Below are 16,040 nucleotides of genomic sequence, written 5' to 3' on the forward strand. Positions count from 1 at the left end.
AATACTTTAGCATTCTATCAGAAAGGAAAATTAAAATGAATTCAAATTATAATAAATCTTTTATTTTAAATTATGACAACGACTTTTCCTAAATTATGTCCACTCTCCAGATACTCGTGTGCTTCTCTAACTTGATTTAATTTGTATACTTTAGTCGGCGCTACGGCAACGTTATATTGACGAATATAATCCAACATTTCATTGAGCTTAGCACTCGTAACCTCACCTGACGACAACGATGTTAAATAAGCTCCTTCATGAATATCAGCAATTGGGTCAAAATCATCCATAGTCCACTGACCACCTAATTCACCTGTGTTGCAGACAATTCCAAATGGATTTACATGATTGAAAGTATCTCGTAAAGTCTTAGGGCCAACTAGCTCCAAAACTTTATCGTATTTTTCAGACGTAATTAGCTGATTATTTCGATCTTCGATTGCAAAATCGTAACCAGCATTAATTAACACTTGTTTCTTAGCAAGATTTCGAACAGAACCCGTAACTTTAATGTGTGGGTATTTAGCTTTGATTAAATGTAACGCCGCTATACCGACACCACTAGCACCAGACCGAATCATTACGGTATCCGTTGCTTGTAAATCCATCGTCTTTAAGGAACCAAATGCCGTATAGAAGGTTTCCGGAACAGCTGCCAAATCAGCCCAATCGAGTTTTGTTTCCACAGGATAGATTTGTTCATTTGGTAAAAGTACATACTCGGCGTATGAACCATCGAATGCACGCCCCATTTCACCCATAATCGAAATAACCTTTTGACCCTTTTTTAATTGATCAGAAGTACTTTCGGCAACTATTCCAACACATTCAATGCCTAAAATACGTGGAAACTTAACACTAGGAGATTCACCATCACGTGTAAAAATCTCCGAATGATTAATACCAAAACCTTTGACCTGAACTAATGACCAACCAGGTTTCACTTGTGGAGTTGGTACTTCCCTATACTCTAAAACCTCTGGTCCTCCAGCTTTTTCAACCACAACTGCTTTCATCGGTTTGCCTCCCATTATATTAACTCAGTCAAGTATATTACAGGCACAAAAAAAATACCTGAAATCACTTTCAGATATTTTTAAATAGCTAATCGAACTAAAGCCAAGGAAATAATTCCCACAATAACAATTAATAATAATTTTTTCGTTAAAATTGCAGTCAAAACTGTTGGTACTGAAGCAATTAAATTAGCGTAATCAATCGTTGGCAGCTGACCAAGATTTTGCTTAAAAAGATTTTCAAACCATAACGCCGCCATGATTGTAATAGGTACGAAACTGAGAAATTCAACAACTTTAGCGGGTAAATTAAATTTCTTCAACAACACAAACGGTAAAATTCTTGATAACCACGTTACCAAGCCACAGGCTACTAGCGTCCATAAAACAAATTTAGTTGATGGCATGTTTCAAAATCACCCCTAACCCACAGCCGATTAATGTTACGACCAAAATTAATAAATCACTCGAAATAAAAATTAGTCCAAAATAAACTAATGGCAACATTGCCGCTACGACAATCAATTGTACTTTTAATGAAATCGTCTTGTCACTGATCAATTGCAAGTAAAGCAGTCCAATAAACATCGCTACTAAAGCAAAATCTAAGCCTAATTTCTCAGGGTTACTAATGACCTTACCCAACATAGCTCCTACCATCGTTGAAGCAGCCCAAACTAAGTAAGCCATCACATTAACTGTGTTAAACCACTTAAAACTTAACTTGCCATCGGTATAATTTAACTTATTCATACTCAAAGCAAAACTTTCATCAGTAATCAAACTACCAATCAAAATATTTTCAAAAATGGAATTTTTCTTAAAGAAATTAGCTGTCGTCATACTCATCAAAATCATTCTTGAATTAACAAGAAAAACTGATAAAACAATCGAAACTATCGGCGTCCCAATCGCCAATAAACTAACTAAAATAAATTGTGCTGATCCCGCATAAACAATTAATGACATCAAGGTTGCCATCAAAACACTCATCCCTGCCGAAGCGGCCACAATTCCAAATGATATACCGATTCCAATGTAACCGAATACTGTTGGCAAGGTATCTTTAACAGCAGTCTCAACACTCAAGCTGTCATCCATAGTCTCTCCCCCTTTAGTGTAAAACATTATAATAATTTTAATTATGTTAAATGTCAATTAAGCCAGGAAAATTTTTAAACGTGGAAAATAACCATATTTATCTGGTAACCGGTTACTTTTCCGATAATAGTAGTTATAATTTAATTATTAATACTAAGAGGAGAGGTTTTTGTATGAAGAAAGCAATTTTTGAAAAAGTTGGTCAAATGAAACTTGAGGATGTTGAAAAACCAACCATTCAAGCCGCTGACGACGTCATTATCAAAGTTATCCGTGCTTGTGTTTGTGGTTCTGACCTTTGGGCTTACCGTGGTCTAGAAGATAAAGCTGAAAATTCTGAGAACTCTGGTCATGAAGCTATCGGGATTGTTGAAGAAGTCGGTTCTGAAATCACAACTGTTAAACCTGGGGACTTCGTCATTGCTCCATTTACTCACGGATGTGGCTATTGTAAAGCCTGTAGTGCCGGTTTCGATGGTGACTGTCAATCTCACAAAGATAACTTTAGTAATGGGAACCAAGCTGAATACATTCGTTTCCAACATGGTCAATGGGCTTTAGTTAAGGTTCCTGGCAAACCTAGTGATTATTCTGAAGGTATGCTCAAATCACTATTAACTTTAGCTGACGTTATGGCTACTGGTTACCACGCTGCTCGTGTTGCTGAAGTAAAACCTGGTGATACAGTTGTCGTAATGGGCGATGGAGCCGTTGGTCAATGTGGAGTTATTGCCGCTAAAATGATGGGTGCAACAAAGATTATCTCAACAAGTCGTCACCCTGACCGCGAAGCATTAGCTAAGAAATTTGGTGCCACTGATAACGTTGCTGAACGTGGCGATGAAGGTGTTAAAAAGATTTTAGCTTTGACAAATAATGAAGGTGCTGACGCTGTTTTGGAATGTGTCGGAACTGAATTATCAACTGAAACAGCCATGAAAGTTGGTCGCCCAGGTTCAATCGTTGGACGTGTTGGTTTGCCACATACCGGTAAGATGGATGTTTCAACATCCTTCGGTCAAAATATTATCCTCGGTGGTGGCCCTGCTTCTGTCACAACTTATGATAAAGCACGTTTGTTGAAAGCTGTCCTAGATGGTGAAATCAACCCTGGACTAGTATTCACAAAGAGTTTTACACTTGATCAAATCAATGATGCTTATCAAGAAATGACTGACCGTAAGGTTATTAAAGCCTTAGTTGTTGTTAGTGATTAATGAATAGTTGAAAAAAAGCTGATGCCTAAATGACATCAGCCTTTTTATTTGTCTAATTTTTTAATTACTTTAGCTGGAACTCCACCAACCAAGCTATTATCAGGAACATCTTTCGTAACCACTGCCCCTGCAGCAATCACGACATTATTTCCAATCGTTACACCAGGCATGATGGAAACTTTTCCACCAATCCAAACATCGTTACCGATTGTCACTGGAAAACCCTTAGCCATATATTCACGACGACCTTGAGCAGTCATTGGATGATTAACTGTATAAATATCAACATTTGGTCCAATCATGACATTATTACCGATATTAACTGGGGCAATATCAAGAATCGTCAAATTATAATTACTCAAAAAGTCATTACCCACATGGATATTCTTACCATTATCACAATTAAAGCGACTTTGAACGGAAATATTTTTACCGTATGAGCCAAAGATTTCTTTAATCTTTTGTGTTTGTTTATCAGGCTCTGTTGCTGGAATTTCATTAAATTCCTGGCAAAGTTTAGCAGCATTAGCTTTTCTCTGGGCTACTTCATCATCCAAGAAATAATACCAATCACCATTGTCCAATTTATCTATCTCACGCATACATTTCACCTCAAATATTACTTTAACACTTAGAGTAAACTCAAGGTCAATCTAATTACTACGTTGATTATAGTGGGATTTTTGATAATTATGATGATACTTGGACTGATAATTAGCCACTGCCGGTACACGCCAACTAGTATCTACCGTTGATCTTCCCGTTGCGTAATCAAATTTAATTTTATCTTGAACATTCCATAAATAACGATTGAATTGTAAACTGCCATCAGTTGAAAGACCCTGTACCCAGACCCCACGTGCCATCAGTTCCCGTCCTCGAAAGATTGGCGTTACACGATAAATCACTTTTTTATTTTGAGCAAGTGAATCTCGAACTTTTTGTTCGATTTGTGTCATCGTCTTCTGATTCGAAAATTCAGTCTGTGTAAATAAGTTGTAAGGATTATCAATACTACCCAATTCACCTTGAGCTGTTTGACCCGATTTATCCAAATTAAACGTCATCGTATAGGCAATCAAATGACCACGATTTTGCGCAATGACCCTTGTCCCATTGACGTATTTAGGTTGATTATGCCAACCAGTTGGTCGCCAAACTTGTTCTGTTCGAGTATTTGACCTACCCAAATTGTTACGCATTAAATAAGCTGTTGCCGTTTTCGTCCGATTCAAATTATCCAAACCCTCATAATCAATATGTGATTGATTAAAATCAGTTTTCTTAATTTCATTGGGCTTGTCGTTATTCAAAATCTTAACTGACTTTTCACCTGATTTATACGTCCAGTTACTAATTTGTTTGGCCGTTACTTTTGATTCTTGAACCGCAGTGTTCGTTTTCGCCTGACTAGTTGTACTGCTTGTCGTCGAACATCCCGCTAAAATAAGTGGCATTAACAGTACTAACCAAAGGTTTTTCCGCATTCTCATTTCCCCCTAAAAAGCCATTCGAGCTTTAATTTTTAAGTAATTATCAGCAATAATTTCTTGTGTATTTTTTATATAATTAACATTATCAATGTCGTAAATATTATCCAATCTACTAGTTGTAACAATGACTGTTTTATCTAATTCTGCTAGTTCGCGGAACCAACCAAAGACCATCTTTGAACAGCTCAAATCAATCCCAGCACCTGGTTCATCAAACAAATATAATTCTTTATCAACCAATAAATTAATATAAATCAGGACTAATTTATGTTCATCTTTCGTTAAATCATTAAAACTACAATCTAATAATTTTGTAATCTCCGGTGGCATTTCTAAATCCAAAACTTTATTCAAATCATAAATAAAATTGATAATTTCTCGGACTGTTAATCCTACCCGAAACTCATTTTCTTGTGCTAAGTAAGCAATTTTTTTAACATTTGGAAAGCCAATAAAATGGTCATTACGCTTGCGTTTGACAATTTGATCCAATAAAGTCGTTTTACCGATCCCCTTGGCACCCAAAATAAAGTTTACCTGACAATCCTCGAAATAGAAATCAACCTTCTCAAATAAAAATTGCTTTTTATATCGGTAACTAAAATTTTCAATCTTCATTTATTTCAAACGATTTTTAACGGAAATATTCCGAAAAATCAGTCCTCCCATTATTAAATATCCCACGACACAGAGACTAATAAATATAATGTAAAACCCTGAAGTACAATGCACGACATAGAGTCCATAAATTAATTGGAACGGATTGATCATCGTTAACACGTAATTTAAAATTCCATGTGGTCGAATCCCTAATAAACCGATACCTAAAATAAAAAAACAACTAATTAACAAATTAAAGTAAACTTGTTTCATTCTTAACAGTAATAATCCTGACATCATGGCTGAACACAGTAATGCCGCCAGAAAGGAAACTAGAAAACCGTACAAAAAAGTGATTGCTGAAACATGGGTTATAAATATTGTCACAACTAAATTAAACAGGAAAATTTCCAATTGAATAACAAAAAACTGTACGAGTAGATTTGCTAAAACAATTGAATGACGTGATCCCATTAAGTAGGTCAAAGTTTTAAAGAATCCACCCTCACGTAATCGAATTAAGTTGATTAAAAAGCCATTAAAAACGGTCGTTACAACGATGTATGACCAATAAATATACAGTGATTCATTATCTTGAAGGTCTTGATTTTTATTAATAAAAACCATAAAAATTGGCACAATTAGCGTATAAATAAAATAAAAACGTTCTTTCAGGGCGATACGTATTTGGACTTTCAAAATAGCCCAATCATTTTCAAACATCCAATTCTCCCTAATTATTGTGTATGCCATTTCTCAGTTCTGGAGAAGGCATATTTTTTACATTATGTGTTGTAATAGTTATGTCGCCTAGGGAATCGTAAAATGAACTATAAGTCTTGCTATTCTAATAATTGAGAAGTAAAGAACAACGAATAAACTAGCCGAAAGAAACAAGAATTTAACTGATACAACACGAGACATTAGTAAAAATTAATATATTTTAATCAAAGTGTCAATTAGCTTTCAAGCATAAAAAAATATCAAATCTCTGATTATTGCAAATTGATTTAAAAATCATTTCATTTGAGTAACAATTGCTGTCTTCTAAATAAAAAACGTGTATGCTATTGAGAGAAAAAATTTACGGGGTAAAGCCTATGAACTACTTATTACTGTTAGTATCAATCGGTTTTGAAGTTCTTGGAACTTCACTTTTAAAGAAGACAGACGGATTTACTAATCTCTGGCCGACGCTGGGTACGTTGGCATCATACTTTATCTGTCTCTTTGTCCTCTCCCACGTCTTAAAACGTTTGCCATTAAGTTTAACTTATGCAACTTGGGGTAGCGTGGGATTGATACTCGTGACTATTGCAGGAATAGTTTTTTATCATGAATCCATTTCGATGGCTTCAATTGCTGGACTCATCTTAGTTGTTTTCGGCACCGTTTTAATCAATGTTTTTTAACAAAAATAACCTCCAGTTCACACATGATGAATTGGGGGTTATTTTGTTACTTATTTACGATTTTTGCGATAACGTTTGATAACGAAACCGGCAGCAATCAATAGAGCTAAGATGACGCCTAGAATGATCCAGAGATCCATTGAACGATTTGGATTCTTGTGATTAATCTTGGCAATCTCTTTGTTGGTTACAGTAAAGTTACGTTTCAAATTCCAATGGTTTTGTCCATTATTAGCTTTAACATCAACATACATTGTATACTTACCGGGCTTTAAGCGCTTATTCTTGCTTGGTCCGGTAACAGAATTAACGTTAGTCGGATAATCGAAATAGCTGTTGGGAGCCATTGGCATCTTTTCTTTATATGATTTCAAAAGTACTTTCGAGCCATTCCGTGGTGTTACTTTGGCATCGACAGAAACTTGTTTTTCCAAAGTTGGTACATCATTATCCAATTTAGCATCGACGGAAATTTGACCATTATTATCAGTTTCAAAAGCTTTAACTAATTTAACATCTGGTTTAACAGGATTAGTATTTGTTTGAATTTGGAGACCTAATACATAGTTGTATTGATTTCTTAAAGTGACGCCTTTAGGTAGTTTTTCGTCATTGTTAATTTGATTATTTTCTTGAACGAAAATACCACCAAGTAATTCACCTGTGATATCACCCTTCGGAGCAGTTAGATCAATACTTACTTCTTTGGAGGATTTCGGAGCTACGGCAACCTCTTTCGGATATGTTACGAGCTTCTCAATATCATATTGTAAATCACTATCAGGTTGTACGCCGTGATCATTGTAATCAATCACACCATTAATATCAGTTGCTGCACGATTAATAGAAACTTTGTAAGTATGATTTTTACCGTCAGTATTATTAATTTTAAATTTAATGGTTTCCTTTTGACCTGGTGTTAACTTCAAATCATAATAACCGATATTTTTAGCAGCTTGATTATCAGGTAATTCGGGCGAAATACTGTAATTAACGCCACCCGTCGTCGTTGCTGCCAACGTCGTTTTTTGATTGACAGTAAAAGCCAAGAGGATACTTGCCATTAATGTTAAAAGAACTGTCAGATATTTTTTCATAAGATTACCTCTTAGAAAAAAAGAGCGGCATATTGATTAATATACCTCTCCTTTATTCAATTTTTATGATGGTGCATTTGTTAATGTCCAAGACAATTGTGATGTATATGAACCACCAATATTACCAGCTGGTACCTTTAATGTGGCATCCCCGCCGTTATAGCTAGTAGTAAAGGAACCAACACCTTCACCTGCTGCGGCATCCAAAATTGTAACTGGAGCCGATGAAATAGTTGCTGAAGATGTGAATTTAGGTGCTGTAGAAACGTTATCAGTATCATCAGCTTTCACAGGAGTTGCATCGGAATCATCGAGTGCCAATGAAGCACCCTTCAAAGTTGCTCCACCTGTTGTCCCATCAGTAAATGGCGTGTCAGAAAGTGAGACCGTCCAACCTGTTGGTTCACCAGGGTTAGCAATTTGCAAACCGTTTGAAAACTTAAGTGATGCATAACTTGTATCGTCAGCGCTTGAATCAACTGTACCAAATGAGATACTTGGTGCAGATTTAATTGTAATTGTTCCTGGCGTCAACGTGGCCGAAGCCGTAGCTGGTGTCGTGGAAGCAGTTGGCGTTGTAGTTGTTGTAGTAGCAGCCTTAGCAACATAACCCCCGAGACCTAACGACCCAAGTCCTAGAAAAGCTGCACTTACTAATAGACTATTTTTTAAAATTTGTTTCATGATATATTTCCCCCATATCCGATATTTAAATCGATATGAATCAGAGCCTAATTGCTAGATAGCCGGTTGTCCAAGACTCTAGGGAATGACTATTATTGCTATCTATCGAGATTTCTCAATCTCTAGTGCATGTTATAGAATCAATTTAATCATGAATCAAATATAAGACTGCCAGTGTACGAAAAGTAAATTATAATAGAATCAATATATTGCTCGAGATGGTTTGTTGTTTAAGGGTTCCGCCTTCAGTCACACAAAATTTTGGCTGCTGTGGGGACCGGCCTGAGCCAAGGTCTCAGGTCTCGATTTTGAACTTCGCAAGGACCGCGAATTTCAAAACTCGTCCCGTGGTGTAATGGCTAAAGCCATAACGCCACCTCCACTGCTGCCAAAAATTTTGTGTGACTGAAGGCTAATGTATTAGTAATATTTTCATCAAATTATTTAACAATTTAATTTGAACAATCAACTAAGAAAATATAACTAGCCGGAAGGTGTGGGAATATTAATCAGCCGTGAAGGTGGAGTTAGGGCGGTGGTTTCCCGTTCTTACTCCACGGACGTATTTTGAGATTTACGTGGTTTTCGTAAAGCTCAAAATCGAGATTCGAGACCTTGGCTCGAATCGGTCCCACAGCAGATGAATATTCCCACACCTGGAGGCGGTATCCCTAAAAAGCCATTCTTTCTCGAGTAGTAATAATAATTAGAGGGTGTCATTTAATATGTCGGATACAAATTTGAAAAATGACTTAATTATCAATGTCGTTAATATTATTTGGAGTTTTAATGCTGAAACTAAAAAAGTTTTAGTACTATTAGTCAAAAATTCTCTTGGTATTGATGCTGACCGTTGGGGTTTGCCTGCCACTATTTTGCGAGCTGATGAAAATGCCGAGGATGCTTCTTTACGTTTGATCCGTGAAAAAATCGGGATTGAACTGCCTGATTTCTATACTGAACAGCTAGCTACATTTAGTAATGTTCAGCGTATTAGTGATCATCGTGAAATTGCCCTTTCTTACATGACTTACTTACCTTCAATGCCTGATTTAACAGCTGGTTATGGTGCTAAGGATGTCAAATGGTTTAGTGTTGATTACCAACCTGAACAGTATTCTTTAAGTTATCAAAATTTAAAATTTCAAACTTTAAGTGACAAAATATCGGAAAGTGAATTTTATAACAATATCGAGAATTCCCATGATAACAAGCATTTAGCTGCCGATCACGCTTTAATTCTTCGCTTGGCTTTCCAAAGGATTACAAATCGTCTTGATTATTTACCAACAATCTTATTGATTCTTGGTGACAGTTTTACACTCAAACAAGCCCGAGAAGTTTATGCTACTTTTTGGAAAGAACCTTCGACAAACATTGATAACTCGAACTTTCGTAAGACACATGCCCATCTTTTTACTGAAATAGGTATGGAACACGGAAAAAGTGGTCGTCCAGCAAAACTTTACAAACTGCGCTGATAACTTGACCCCTGAAAAGACTAATGATAGTCTTTCTTTTGTGCTATTTAAGGTAATTTTTACCTTTAATAAAAATAGTAATAATCTTTATAAATTATGGAGGTAAGTTTTGGATTCACAAAAAATCGAAACAACTCAAAAAGGCGGTCTCAAACTGTTAATGGTTATTGGGACAGCTTGGTTATTCGATGCTGCTGACGTAGCGTTGTTATCCTTTATCATGCCATTGATCAAGCAGGAATGGCATTTAACTGCCGGTCAAATTGGTTTAGTTGGCTCAATCACGACTGTTGGTATGATGATTGGTGCCTTTCTCTTTGGTTACTTAGCCGATCGTTTTGGTAAGAAAAATATTATGATGATTACATTGCTAGTTTTTTCAATTAGTAATTTATTACTAGCAATGACCACTAACGTAAATCAATTTCTTTTAATTCGTTTCATCACAGGTATTGGTTTGGGTGGTGAATTACCAGTTGCATCAACAATTATTGCAGACTCATTCTCAGGTCATAGACGATCCAAAATGCTTATTTTAGTTGACAGTTTCTGGGCAATTGGTTGGATTTTTGCATCCCTCTTGTCAACTTTAGTTATGCCAGCTTATGGTTGGAAATTTACTGTTATTATTACTTCACTGACAGCTCTATACACATTAGTCCTCCGTCATCATTTACCTGCAGAAACTAATGTTAAAAACGATAAATTAAATCTTGGAATTGCTCTAAATAAGATTTGGTCCAAAGAATTTCGTCGACAAACGCTTTGTCTAAGTATCCTTTGGTTTGTCATCATGTTCGTTTATTACGGACTCTTCCTTTGGTTACCTAGTATTTTGATTCAACGTAACTTATCGATCTCTCGGAGCTTTTTATATACACTTATCACAAGTTTTGCTCAACTACCTGGTTACTTTTTAGCCGCTTACTTGATGGGTAAACTTAGTCGTAAAAAAGTTCTCGCAATTTACATTATTGGAACAATCATCGGAGCATTTCTTTTTGGTACAGCACAAACAGAAGCCATGGTTCTTTTCAGTGGTTCACTCTTATCATTCTTCACACTTGGTGCTTGGGGAATCATGATTGCTCTAACACCAACACAATATCCAATTGAACTACGTGGTATGGGAATTGGCTTCACACAAGCTATCGGTCGAATTGGTGCTACTATTGGACCTTACTTGATTGGCTTCTCATTAGGAATCGGAATCAATACTACAATGATCTTTTTCTACTTCATTTTGGCTTTAGTCATTGGAATTTTAGTTCTTACATTTGGTATGGTTGATACTGATCGTCAATAATAACTTCCAAATATAAAATTAACCGCAAAAAAAGGTATCTGTGAGAGACGATAAAATTTCTCACAGATACCTTTTTGAATTTCATTATTTTATTAATTATAGAGCGGCTGTTTCAGGATGATCTTTATTCAAATGTTCGATACGTCCATCAACCTTAAAGTATTTCTCAATCAAGTCTTTTAATTCAACGATAGCCTCATTAGCACGCTTAGCTTGATTTTCATTAATTGCTTCAATAACTAAGACAGAGTCAGTTGTATCTTCTGTCAACATAGTTCTTTGTGCTTCCCGCCAGTTAAAGCAACGGCAAATTGCTCCTGAATTATCGTAATAAATAACTTCTCCAGGAAGTGCTGGTGAATCTTCAGTTGCACCAAGTGGTTTGAAACCTTCGCCACCCTTAGCTTCACCCAAGTGCATGTCACCATCAAAAGCGTTGAGGTTTTCACCACCACAAGGAACACCGTATTTAAGAGAAATACTGTTATAAATATCAACTAATGGGTTGATTGGTGAAAATTCACGACCTTGGCTAACCCGATTCAATAAAGCTTCGATTGAACCACGAGCACCCTTTTTAGTCTTAAATTGACGGAATGCTTGACGCCATTCATCAACAACTTCATTGTCCTTGAATGATTCGTTAGTAATAAATTTTTCTGATTCTTTTGCGGCATCACTTAATAATTTAGCAAAATATGGATCATCCTTTTCATCAACATGGTTATCAATGTTGTGAATTACTAAAGTGCTAATTTGTGCATCAGGAAATAACTCCCAAAATTTTTCGTCTACAATTACTTTTGTCATTTTACTTTTCCAATTCCTTTTTTAAAATATAATCCGTCTGCGTTGAGGTTCCCATAACAAACTTATGTGAACTGTAATGCTCAAACCCCATTGACTGATAAAACTTTTGAGCCGGGAAATTCTTTTCCCAAACTCCTAACCAAACATGTGGTTTTTTGAATGCCTTAGCGCGTTCGATGGCAAATTCCATTAGGACTTTTCCTAGTCCCATACGTTTAAATGGTACTCGAATATAAATCCGTTGGATCTCCATAAAACTGTCATCAAGCGGTTCACTTTGAGCATCCAAAATATTAACTTTTAAATATCCTGCTAACTCTTGATCGACGAATAAAAAATAGAATTCTGAATTTTTATTCGTCATCTCTCGTCGCAAAACATCTAAAGCATAGGCATCATGAATATATGCTTGTGTATTTTCCGGTGTATTATATTGTCCGAATGTTGCCAAATATGTTTCAGCACTCACTTTCTGGAGTATTTCCAAATCGTCCAAAGTGCATCTTCTAATTGTCGTCGTCATCAATAAATCCGTTTGTTGCCCTTCTTAACATATTCCCAATTCTCTGCGATATTACCTTCAACTACTTCTAAGAGTTTAAAAATCTGTTTTCTTTCAGTTGGCGATAAACCGGTCAAAGCAATCTCATTTGAATAATGTTCTTCCCGATAAAGGATTGGATAAGTTTCTTTTCCCTTTTGGGTAACATACAATTTTTTCTCTTTTTTATTATCTTCAGATTGTTTCCTGACAATAAATTCATTATCTTCCAACTTTTTGATTGCTCGGGCTGCCGTCGTGCGGTCAACCTTAATCATCTCAGCAACTTTTTCTTGAATAATTCCTGGATGTTCATAAATTCTTGCTAAGTAGATATACTGTCCCTTAGTTAAATCATACTTTTTAAATTCAATATTACTGATTGAATCAAGGGACCGTGCAATTACACCTATTGATCTCAAAATGTCTGCCACAACCATGCCTCTCTTTCAAACAAAAAATATTGTACAATCATTTTGTTGTATTTGCAACAAAAATAGTGAAAAACACCCTTTTCAAGGTAAATAAAATATGGCTTGGTCCCTATCACATAAAGAACCAAGCCATACCAGATTAAAATAAATTTCTATTTAAATATTTATATGAAAATGAAAAATGCCAAGTATTTTCTAAACTAATCCTTGAGAAATCATTGCATCCGCAATTTTAGTGAAGCCAGCAATATTGGCCCCACTCAAGTAATCACCACTTACACCATACTCATCAGCAGCTGCAACCGAGTTATCAAAAATATCTTTCATAATTTGTTTCAGACGGTTATCAACTTCTTCAAATGACCAACTTAAACGCATACTGTTTTGGCTCATTTCAAGTGCCGAAACAGCTACCCCACCAGCATTAGCGGCCTTAGCTGGTCCATACAACAATCCAGCCTCTTGATAGTCTTTGATAGCTTCAGGATTACTTGGCATATTTGCCCCTTCAGCAACTACTTTAGCACCATTAGCAATTATATTCTTAGCTTGATCACCATTTATTTCATTTTGAGTCGCACAAGGTAAAGCAATGTCATAAGCAACTTTAGCATCCCATACTGAACCTTCATGGTATTTGGCTCCAGTAACTTTTTCAGCATATTCCTTAATACGTCCACGTTCTACTTCTTTAATTTGTTTAACTGTATCAACATCTATGCCGTTTTCATCAGTAACGTAGCCATTTGAATCTGAACAAGTAACTACTTTGCCACCTAGTTCAGTAACTTTTTGAATAGCATAGATAGCAACATTACCAGCTCCAGAAATAGCGACACGTTTGCCATTAAAGCTTGAATTATTAGCTTTCAACATTTCATCGGTATAATATGCCAAACCATAACCAGTGGCTTCAGTTCTGCCAAGTGATCCACCATAATTAAGACCCTTACCCGTCAAAACGCCGCGGTCAGCACCACGAAGACGCTTGTACTGTCCATATAAGTATCCAATTTCACGTCCACCAACACCAATATCACCGGCAGGAACATCTACATCTAAACCGATGTATTTGCTCAATTCAGTCATAAAGCTTTGACAAAAGCGCATTATCTCATTGTCAGACTTACCTTTAGGGTCAAAATCAGATCCACCTTTACCACCACCAATTGGTAGTCCGGTTAAAGCATTCTTAAAAATTTGCTCGAATCCTAAAAACTTAACAATACTTAAATTAACAGATGGATGTAATCTTAAACCACCTTTGTAAGGTCCGATGGCTGAATTAAACTGAACTCTAAAACCACGGTTAACACGTGCATGACCAGCGTCGTCTAACCAAGGAACGCGGAATTGAATAACACGTTCTGGCTCTGTCAATCGTTCAAGAATATTAGCATCTATATATTCCGGATGATTTTCCAATACAGGTGTCATCGTTTGGAAAAAGTCATGAACTGCTTCCAAAAACTCAGTTTGATGTGGATCTCTTTGTTTAATTACTTCATAAACTTGTTGTAAATAATCGGTCGCTTTGGTCAAAATATCGTCCTCCATTATTAAATTACTCTGATTGTTTTTATTTTACATTTTTTAATTATAAATTGCACGGTGATTATTATAACAAATTTAATAAAATTAGTTTTTGTCACATCATATTAGTTCACAAAAATAAAGAGAGGTATTTGGTTGAATCCCAATACTTCTCTTTATTTTTTATATTCAACTGTTAATTGATGGCATAACCAACATTATGTGCAAATTGGTCAATTTGTTCCATATACTTGTCACCATTTTCAAGATCTGATAAAGTCTTTCGAACTTTACGGTCATCCCGCAACCTACCAAATAAGTATTGGAATGAATAATTCTTATTTAATAAGTTATATGTTTTAAGAACAAAATCTTTAGAGTAATCCTCTTTATCTAAATCCTTTGCATTATTAATATCGGTATATAGCTCCGATAAAACTCTCTTTGCCTCAGTATTGTCATTTAGTTTCATCAATACACACCACCTAATTAATTATTAGAACCTCACAGGTTTAGCTTATGAAAGCGTTTACTCTTTTGCCTGTGTATCCATTATATAACTAATAGTTGGAAATTTCACTTAAATGCCAAATATCACTAAATTAATTATTTTTTATGCCGTCTACAGAGCTACAAAAGCTTAACTAGCTGTGCGGACCGGACTGAGCCAAGGTCTCAGTCCTCGGTTTGAAGCCTTGCAAGCAAGTCTCCAAACACGCCCGGTGCTGTAAAGTCGAGAAAATCACTCGACTTAACACCACTTTCACTGCCAGTTAAGCTTTTGTAGCTCTTCCGACTAGTTTTTATGACTCTTCTTTTCATAAAATCATTATTCATGTATTTGATGAAACATGAATTACTACATTTTCACTTCACCCTTGAATCAACTTATTCGCTTAGTTTTCACGAAGCAAAATTATGTTTCAACTCAGGCCAGATCCATTTATCAGCTGCCGCAATTAGAATTCCATTAAAGATAAATGAAAAAACCGTTCCGATGTTGACTGAATAGACATTTTGAATTGCGATTCCTGCAACTATGATGATAATGATTGGTGGTATGAAATCAATTATCTGTGCAGCTGTTGAATTTCCTTTTAAATATAAAAAGCGCAAAATATTTGTCGTATCATCGTTAGGATGCATAACGATATTAGCTCGTTGATACAACGAAATTGCCACACAGAAGAAAACAACTCCGAGACATGACAAAATGGCTCTAATGACAATTGGTAGGCTTGGTACACCTACTATATTTAATAAATTAGTAAAAACATTAACAAAATAACTAAGGCGAATTTTATAATCAAGTTAG

18 protein-coding genes and 1 pseudogene are annotated in these 16,040 nt (G+C 35.8%); 4 read left to right on the top strand and 15 right to left on the bottom strand.

The features are described from left to right. Positions 1-65: 65 nt before the first annotated feature. The 3 genes from FD31_RS11215 to FD31_RS11225 all read right to left on the bottom strand — a co-directional run bounded on the left by FD31_RS11215 (position 66) and on the right by FD31_RS11225 (position 2,117). On the bottom strand, positions 66-1,016 hold the full coding sequence (locus FD31_RS11215) for a zinc-binding dehydrogenase (protein WP_057892871.1): 951 nt from the start codon (positions 1,014-1,016) through the stop codon (positions 66-68). An 80-nt stretch (positions 1,017-1,096) separates the two neighbouring features. After that, positions 1,097-1,423 (bottom strand): AzlD domain-containing protein, encoded by a 327-nt coding sequence (locus FD31_RS11220; RefSeq protein WP_057892872.1) that lies wholly within the window; start codon positions 1,421-1,423, stop codon positions 1,097-1,099. Then, entirely contained in the window at positions 1,410-2,117 is a 708-nt protein-coding gene (locus tag FD31_RS11225) for an AzlC family ABC transporter permease (protein ID WP_057892873.1), read from the bottom strand. The genes FD31_RS11220 and FD31_RS11225 overlap by 14 nt, the downstream gene beginning before the upstream one ends. A 173-nt stretch (positions 2,118-2,290) precedes the next feature. Between FD31_RS11225 and FD31_RS11230 the strand changes: the two genes are divergently transcribed. Further along, on the top strand, positions 2,291-3,334 hold the full coding sequence (locus FD31_RS11230) for an alcohol dehydrogenase catalytic domain-containing protein (protein WP_057892874.1): 1,044 nt from the start codon (positions 2,291-2,293) through the stop codon (positions 3,332-3,334). A gap of 44 nt (positions 3,335-3,378) precedes the next feature. On the opposite strand, the gene FD31_RS11235 is transcribed toward FD31_RS11230, so the two are convergent. The 4 genes from FD31_RS11235 to FD31_RS11250 are packed head-to-tail and all read right to left on the bottom strand — an operon-like array spanning position 3,379 to position 6,150. Next, entirely contained in the window at positions 3,379-3,936 is a 558-nt protein-coding gene (locus tag FD31_RS11235; protein ID WP_057892875.1) for a sugar O-acetyltransferase, read from the bottom strand. 51 nt (positions 3,937-3,987) lie between these two features. Next, complete coding sequence (locus FD31_RS11240) at positions 3,988-4,821, bottom strand: DNA/RNA non-specific endonuclease (protein ID WP_057892876.1); 834 nt, start codon at positions 4,819-4,821, stop codon at positions 3,988-3,990. A 12-nt stretch (positions 4,822-4,833) separates the two neighbouring features. Further along, complete coding sequence (locus FD31_RS11245; RefSeq protein WP_057892877.1) at positions 4,834-5,445, bottom strand: ATP-binding cassette domain-containing protein; 612 nt, start codon at positions 5,443-5,445, stop codon at positions 4,834-4,836. Then, positions 5,446-6,150 (bottom strand): hypothetical protein, encoded by a 705-nt coding sequence (locus FD31_RS11250; protein ID WP_057892878.1) that lies wholly within the window; start codon positions 6,148-6,150, stop codon positions 5,446-5,448. 377 nt (positions 6,151-6,527) lie between these two features. Here FD31_RS11250 and FD31_RS11255 point away from each other — a divergent pair, with 377 nt between their 5' ends. Then, entirely contained in the window at positions 6,528-6,839 is a 312-nt protein-coding gene (locus FD31_RS11255) for a DMT family transporter (protein ID WP_057892879.1), read from the top strand. A 50-nt stretch (positions 6,840-6,889) separates the two neighbouring features. On the opposite strand, the gene FD31_RS11260 is transcribed toward FD31_RS11255, so the two are convergent. Continuing rightward, positions 6,890-7,936, bottom strand: coding sequence for a WxLIP family cell surface protein (locus FD31_RS11260; protein ID WP_057892880.1), 1,047 nt, complete (start codon positions 7,934-7,936; stop codon positions 6,890-6,892). A 63-nt stretch (positions 7,937-7,999) separates the two neighbouring features. Further along, a complete protein-coding gene (locus tag FD31_RS11265; RefSeq protein WP_057892881.1) occupies positions 8,000-8,620 on the bottom strand; it encodes a WxL domain-containing protein in 621 nt (206 codons plus the stop codon). A gap of 725 nt (positions 8,621-9,345) precedes the next feature. Between FD31_RS11265 and FD31_RS11270 the strand changes: the two genes are divergently transcribed. Then, a complete protein-coding gene (locus tag FD31_RS11270; RefSeq protein WP_083483658.1) occupies positions 9,346-10,101 on the top strand; it encodes an NUDIX hydrolase in 756 nt (251 codons plus the stop codon). A 160-nt stretch (positions 10,102-10,261) separates the two neighbouring features. Continuing rightward, the gene (locus FD31_RS11275) at positions 10,262-11,407 is read left to right on the top strand and encodes an MFS transporter (RefSeq protein ID WP_057892891.1); all 1,146 of its coding nucleotides are present in this window, start codon (positions 10,262-10,264) and stop codon (positions 11,405-11,407) included. 96 nt (positions 11,408-11,503) lie between these two features. Here FD31_RS11275 and FD31_RS11280 read toward each other — a convergent pair whose 3' ends face one another. The 6 genes and pseudogenes from FD31_RS11280 to FD31_RS11305 all read right to left on the bottom strand — a co-directional run. Then, a complete protein-coding gene (locus FD31_RS11280; RefSeq protein ID WP_057892882.1) occupies positions 11,504-12,217 on the bottom strand; it encodes a B3/B4 domain-containing protein in 714 nt (237 codons plus the stop codon). A gap of 1 nt (position 12,218) precedes the next feature. Next, positions 12,219-12,740 (bottom strand): GNAT family N-acetyltransferase, encoded by a 522-nt coding sequence (locus tag FD31_RS11285; protein ID WP_057892883.1) that lies wholly within the window; start codon positions 12,738-12,740, stop codon positions 12,219-12,221. Further along, positions 12,740-13,192: a MarR family winged helix-turn-helix transcriptional regulator gene (locus FD31_RS11290; protein WP_057892884.1), complete on the bottom strand. Its 453-nt coding sequence runs from the start codon at positions 13,190-13,192 to the stop codon at positions 12,740-12,742. The genes FD31_RS11285 and FD31_RS11290 overlap by 1 nt, the downstream gene beginning before the upstream one ends. A 195-nt stretch (positions 13,193-13,387) precedes the next feature. Next, positions 13,388-14,749 (bottom strand): NADP-specific glutamate dehydrogenase, encoded by a 1,362-nt coding sequence (gdhA, locus tag FD31_RS11295; protein ID WP_057892885.1) that lies wholly within the window; start codon positions 14,747-14,749, stop codon positions 13,388-13,390. 172 nt (positions 14,750-14,921) lie between these two features. Next, positions 14,922-15,197: a NinB/YbcN family protein gene (locus tag FD31_RS11300; protein WP_057892886.1), complete on the bottom strand. Its 276-nt coding sequence runs from the start codon at positions 15,195-15,197 to the stop codon at positions 14,922-14,924. Between the two features lie 431 nt (positions 15,198-15,628). After that, positions 15,629-16,030 (bottom strand): annotated as a pseudogene (locus tag FD31_RS11305) (DUF6198 family protein); the annotation flags it as partial. Positions 16,031-16,040 lie beyond the last annotated feature (10 nt).

This window comes from Companilactobacillus nantensis DSM 16982, assembly GCF_001435815.1.
GTDB classification, from domain to species: domain Bacteria; phylum Bacillota; class Bacilli; order Lactobacillales; family Lactobacillaceae; genus Companilactobacillus; species Companilactobacillus nantensis.

What these genes read in the sequence shown, in the direction of transcription:
- FD31_RS11215 (WP_057892871.1), bottom strand. Translation starts at nt 1,016, where the DNA reads ATGAAAGCAGTTGTGGTTGAAAAAGCTGGAGGACCAGAGGTTTTAGAG.
- FD31_RS11220 (WP_057892872.1), bottom strand. Translation starts at nt 1,423, where the DNA reads ATGCCATCAACTAAATTTGTTTTATGGACGCTAGTAGCCTGTGGCTTG.
- FD31_RS11225 (WP_057892873.1), bottom strand. Translation starts at nt 2,117, where the DNA reads ATGGATGACAGCTTGAGTGTTGAGACTGCTGTTAAAGATACCTTGCCA.
- FD31_RS11230 (WP_057892874.1), top strand. Translation starts at nt 2,291, where the DNA reads ATGAAGAAAGCAATTTTTGAAAAAGTTGGTCAAATGAAACTTGAGGAT.
- FD31_RS11235 (WP_057892875.1), bottom strand. Translation starts at nt 3,936, where the DNA reads ATGCGTGAGATAGATAAATTGGACAATGGTGATTGGTATTATTTCTTG.
- FD31_RS11240 (WP_057892876.1), bottom strand. Translation starts at nt 4,821, where the DNA reads ATGCGGAAAAACCTTTGGTTAGTACTGTTAATGCCACTTATTTTAGCG.
- FD31_RS11245 (WP_057892877.1), bottom strand. Translation starts at nt 5,445, where the DNA reads ATGAAGATTGAAAATTTTAGTTACCGATATAAAAAGCAATTTTTATTT.
- FD31_RS11250 (WP_057892878.1), bottom strand. Translation starts at nt 6,150, where the DNA reads ATGTTTGAAAATGATTGGGCTATTTTGAAAGTCCAAATACGTATCGCC.
- FD31_RS11255 (WP_057892879.1), top strand. Translation starts at nt 6,528, where the DNA reads ATGAACTACTTATTACTGTTAGTATCAATCGGTTTTGAAGTTCTTGGA.
- FD31_RS11260 (WP_057892880.1), bottom strand. Translation starts at nt 7,936, where the DNA reads ATGAAAAAATATCTGACAGTTCTTTTAACATTAATGGCAAGTATCCTC.
- FD31_RS11265 (WP_057892881.1), bottom strand. Translation starts at nt 8,620, where the DNA reads ATGAAACAAATTTTAAAAAATAGTCTATTAGTAAGTGCAGCTTTTCTA.
- FD31_RS11270 (WP_083483658.1), top strand. Translation starts at nt 9,346, where the DNA reads ATGTCGGATACAAATTTGAAAAATGACTTAATTATCAATGTCGTTAAT.
- FD31_RS11275 (WP_057892891.1), top strand. Translation starts at nt 10,262, where the DNA reads ATGGTTATTGGGACAGCTTGGTTATTCGATGCTGCTGACGTAGCGTTG.
- FD31_RS11280 (WP_057892882.1), bottom strand. Translation starts at nt 12,217, where the DNA reads ATGACAAAAGTAATTGTAGACGAAAAATTTTGGGAGTTATTTCCTGAT.
- FD31_RS11285 (WP_057892883.1), bottom strand. Translation starts at nt 12,740, where the DNA reads ATGACGACGACAATTAGAAGATGCACTTTGGACGATTTGGAAATACTC.
- gdhA (WP_057892885.1), bottom strand. Translation starts at nt 14,749, where the DNA reads ATGGAGGACGATATTTTGACCAAAGCGACCGATTATTTACAACAAGTT.
- FD31_RS11300 (WP_057892886.1), bottom strand. Translation starts at nt 15,197, where the DNA reads ATGAAACTAAATGACAATACTGAGGCAAAGAGAGTTTTATCGGAGCTA.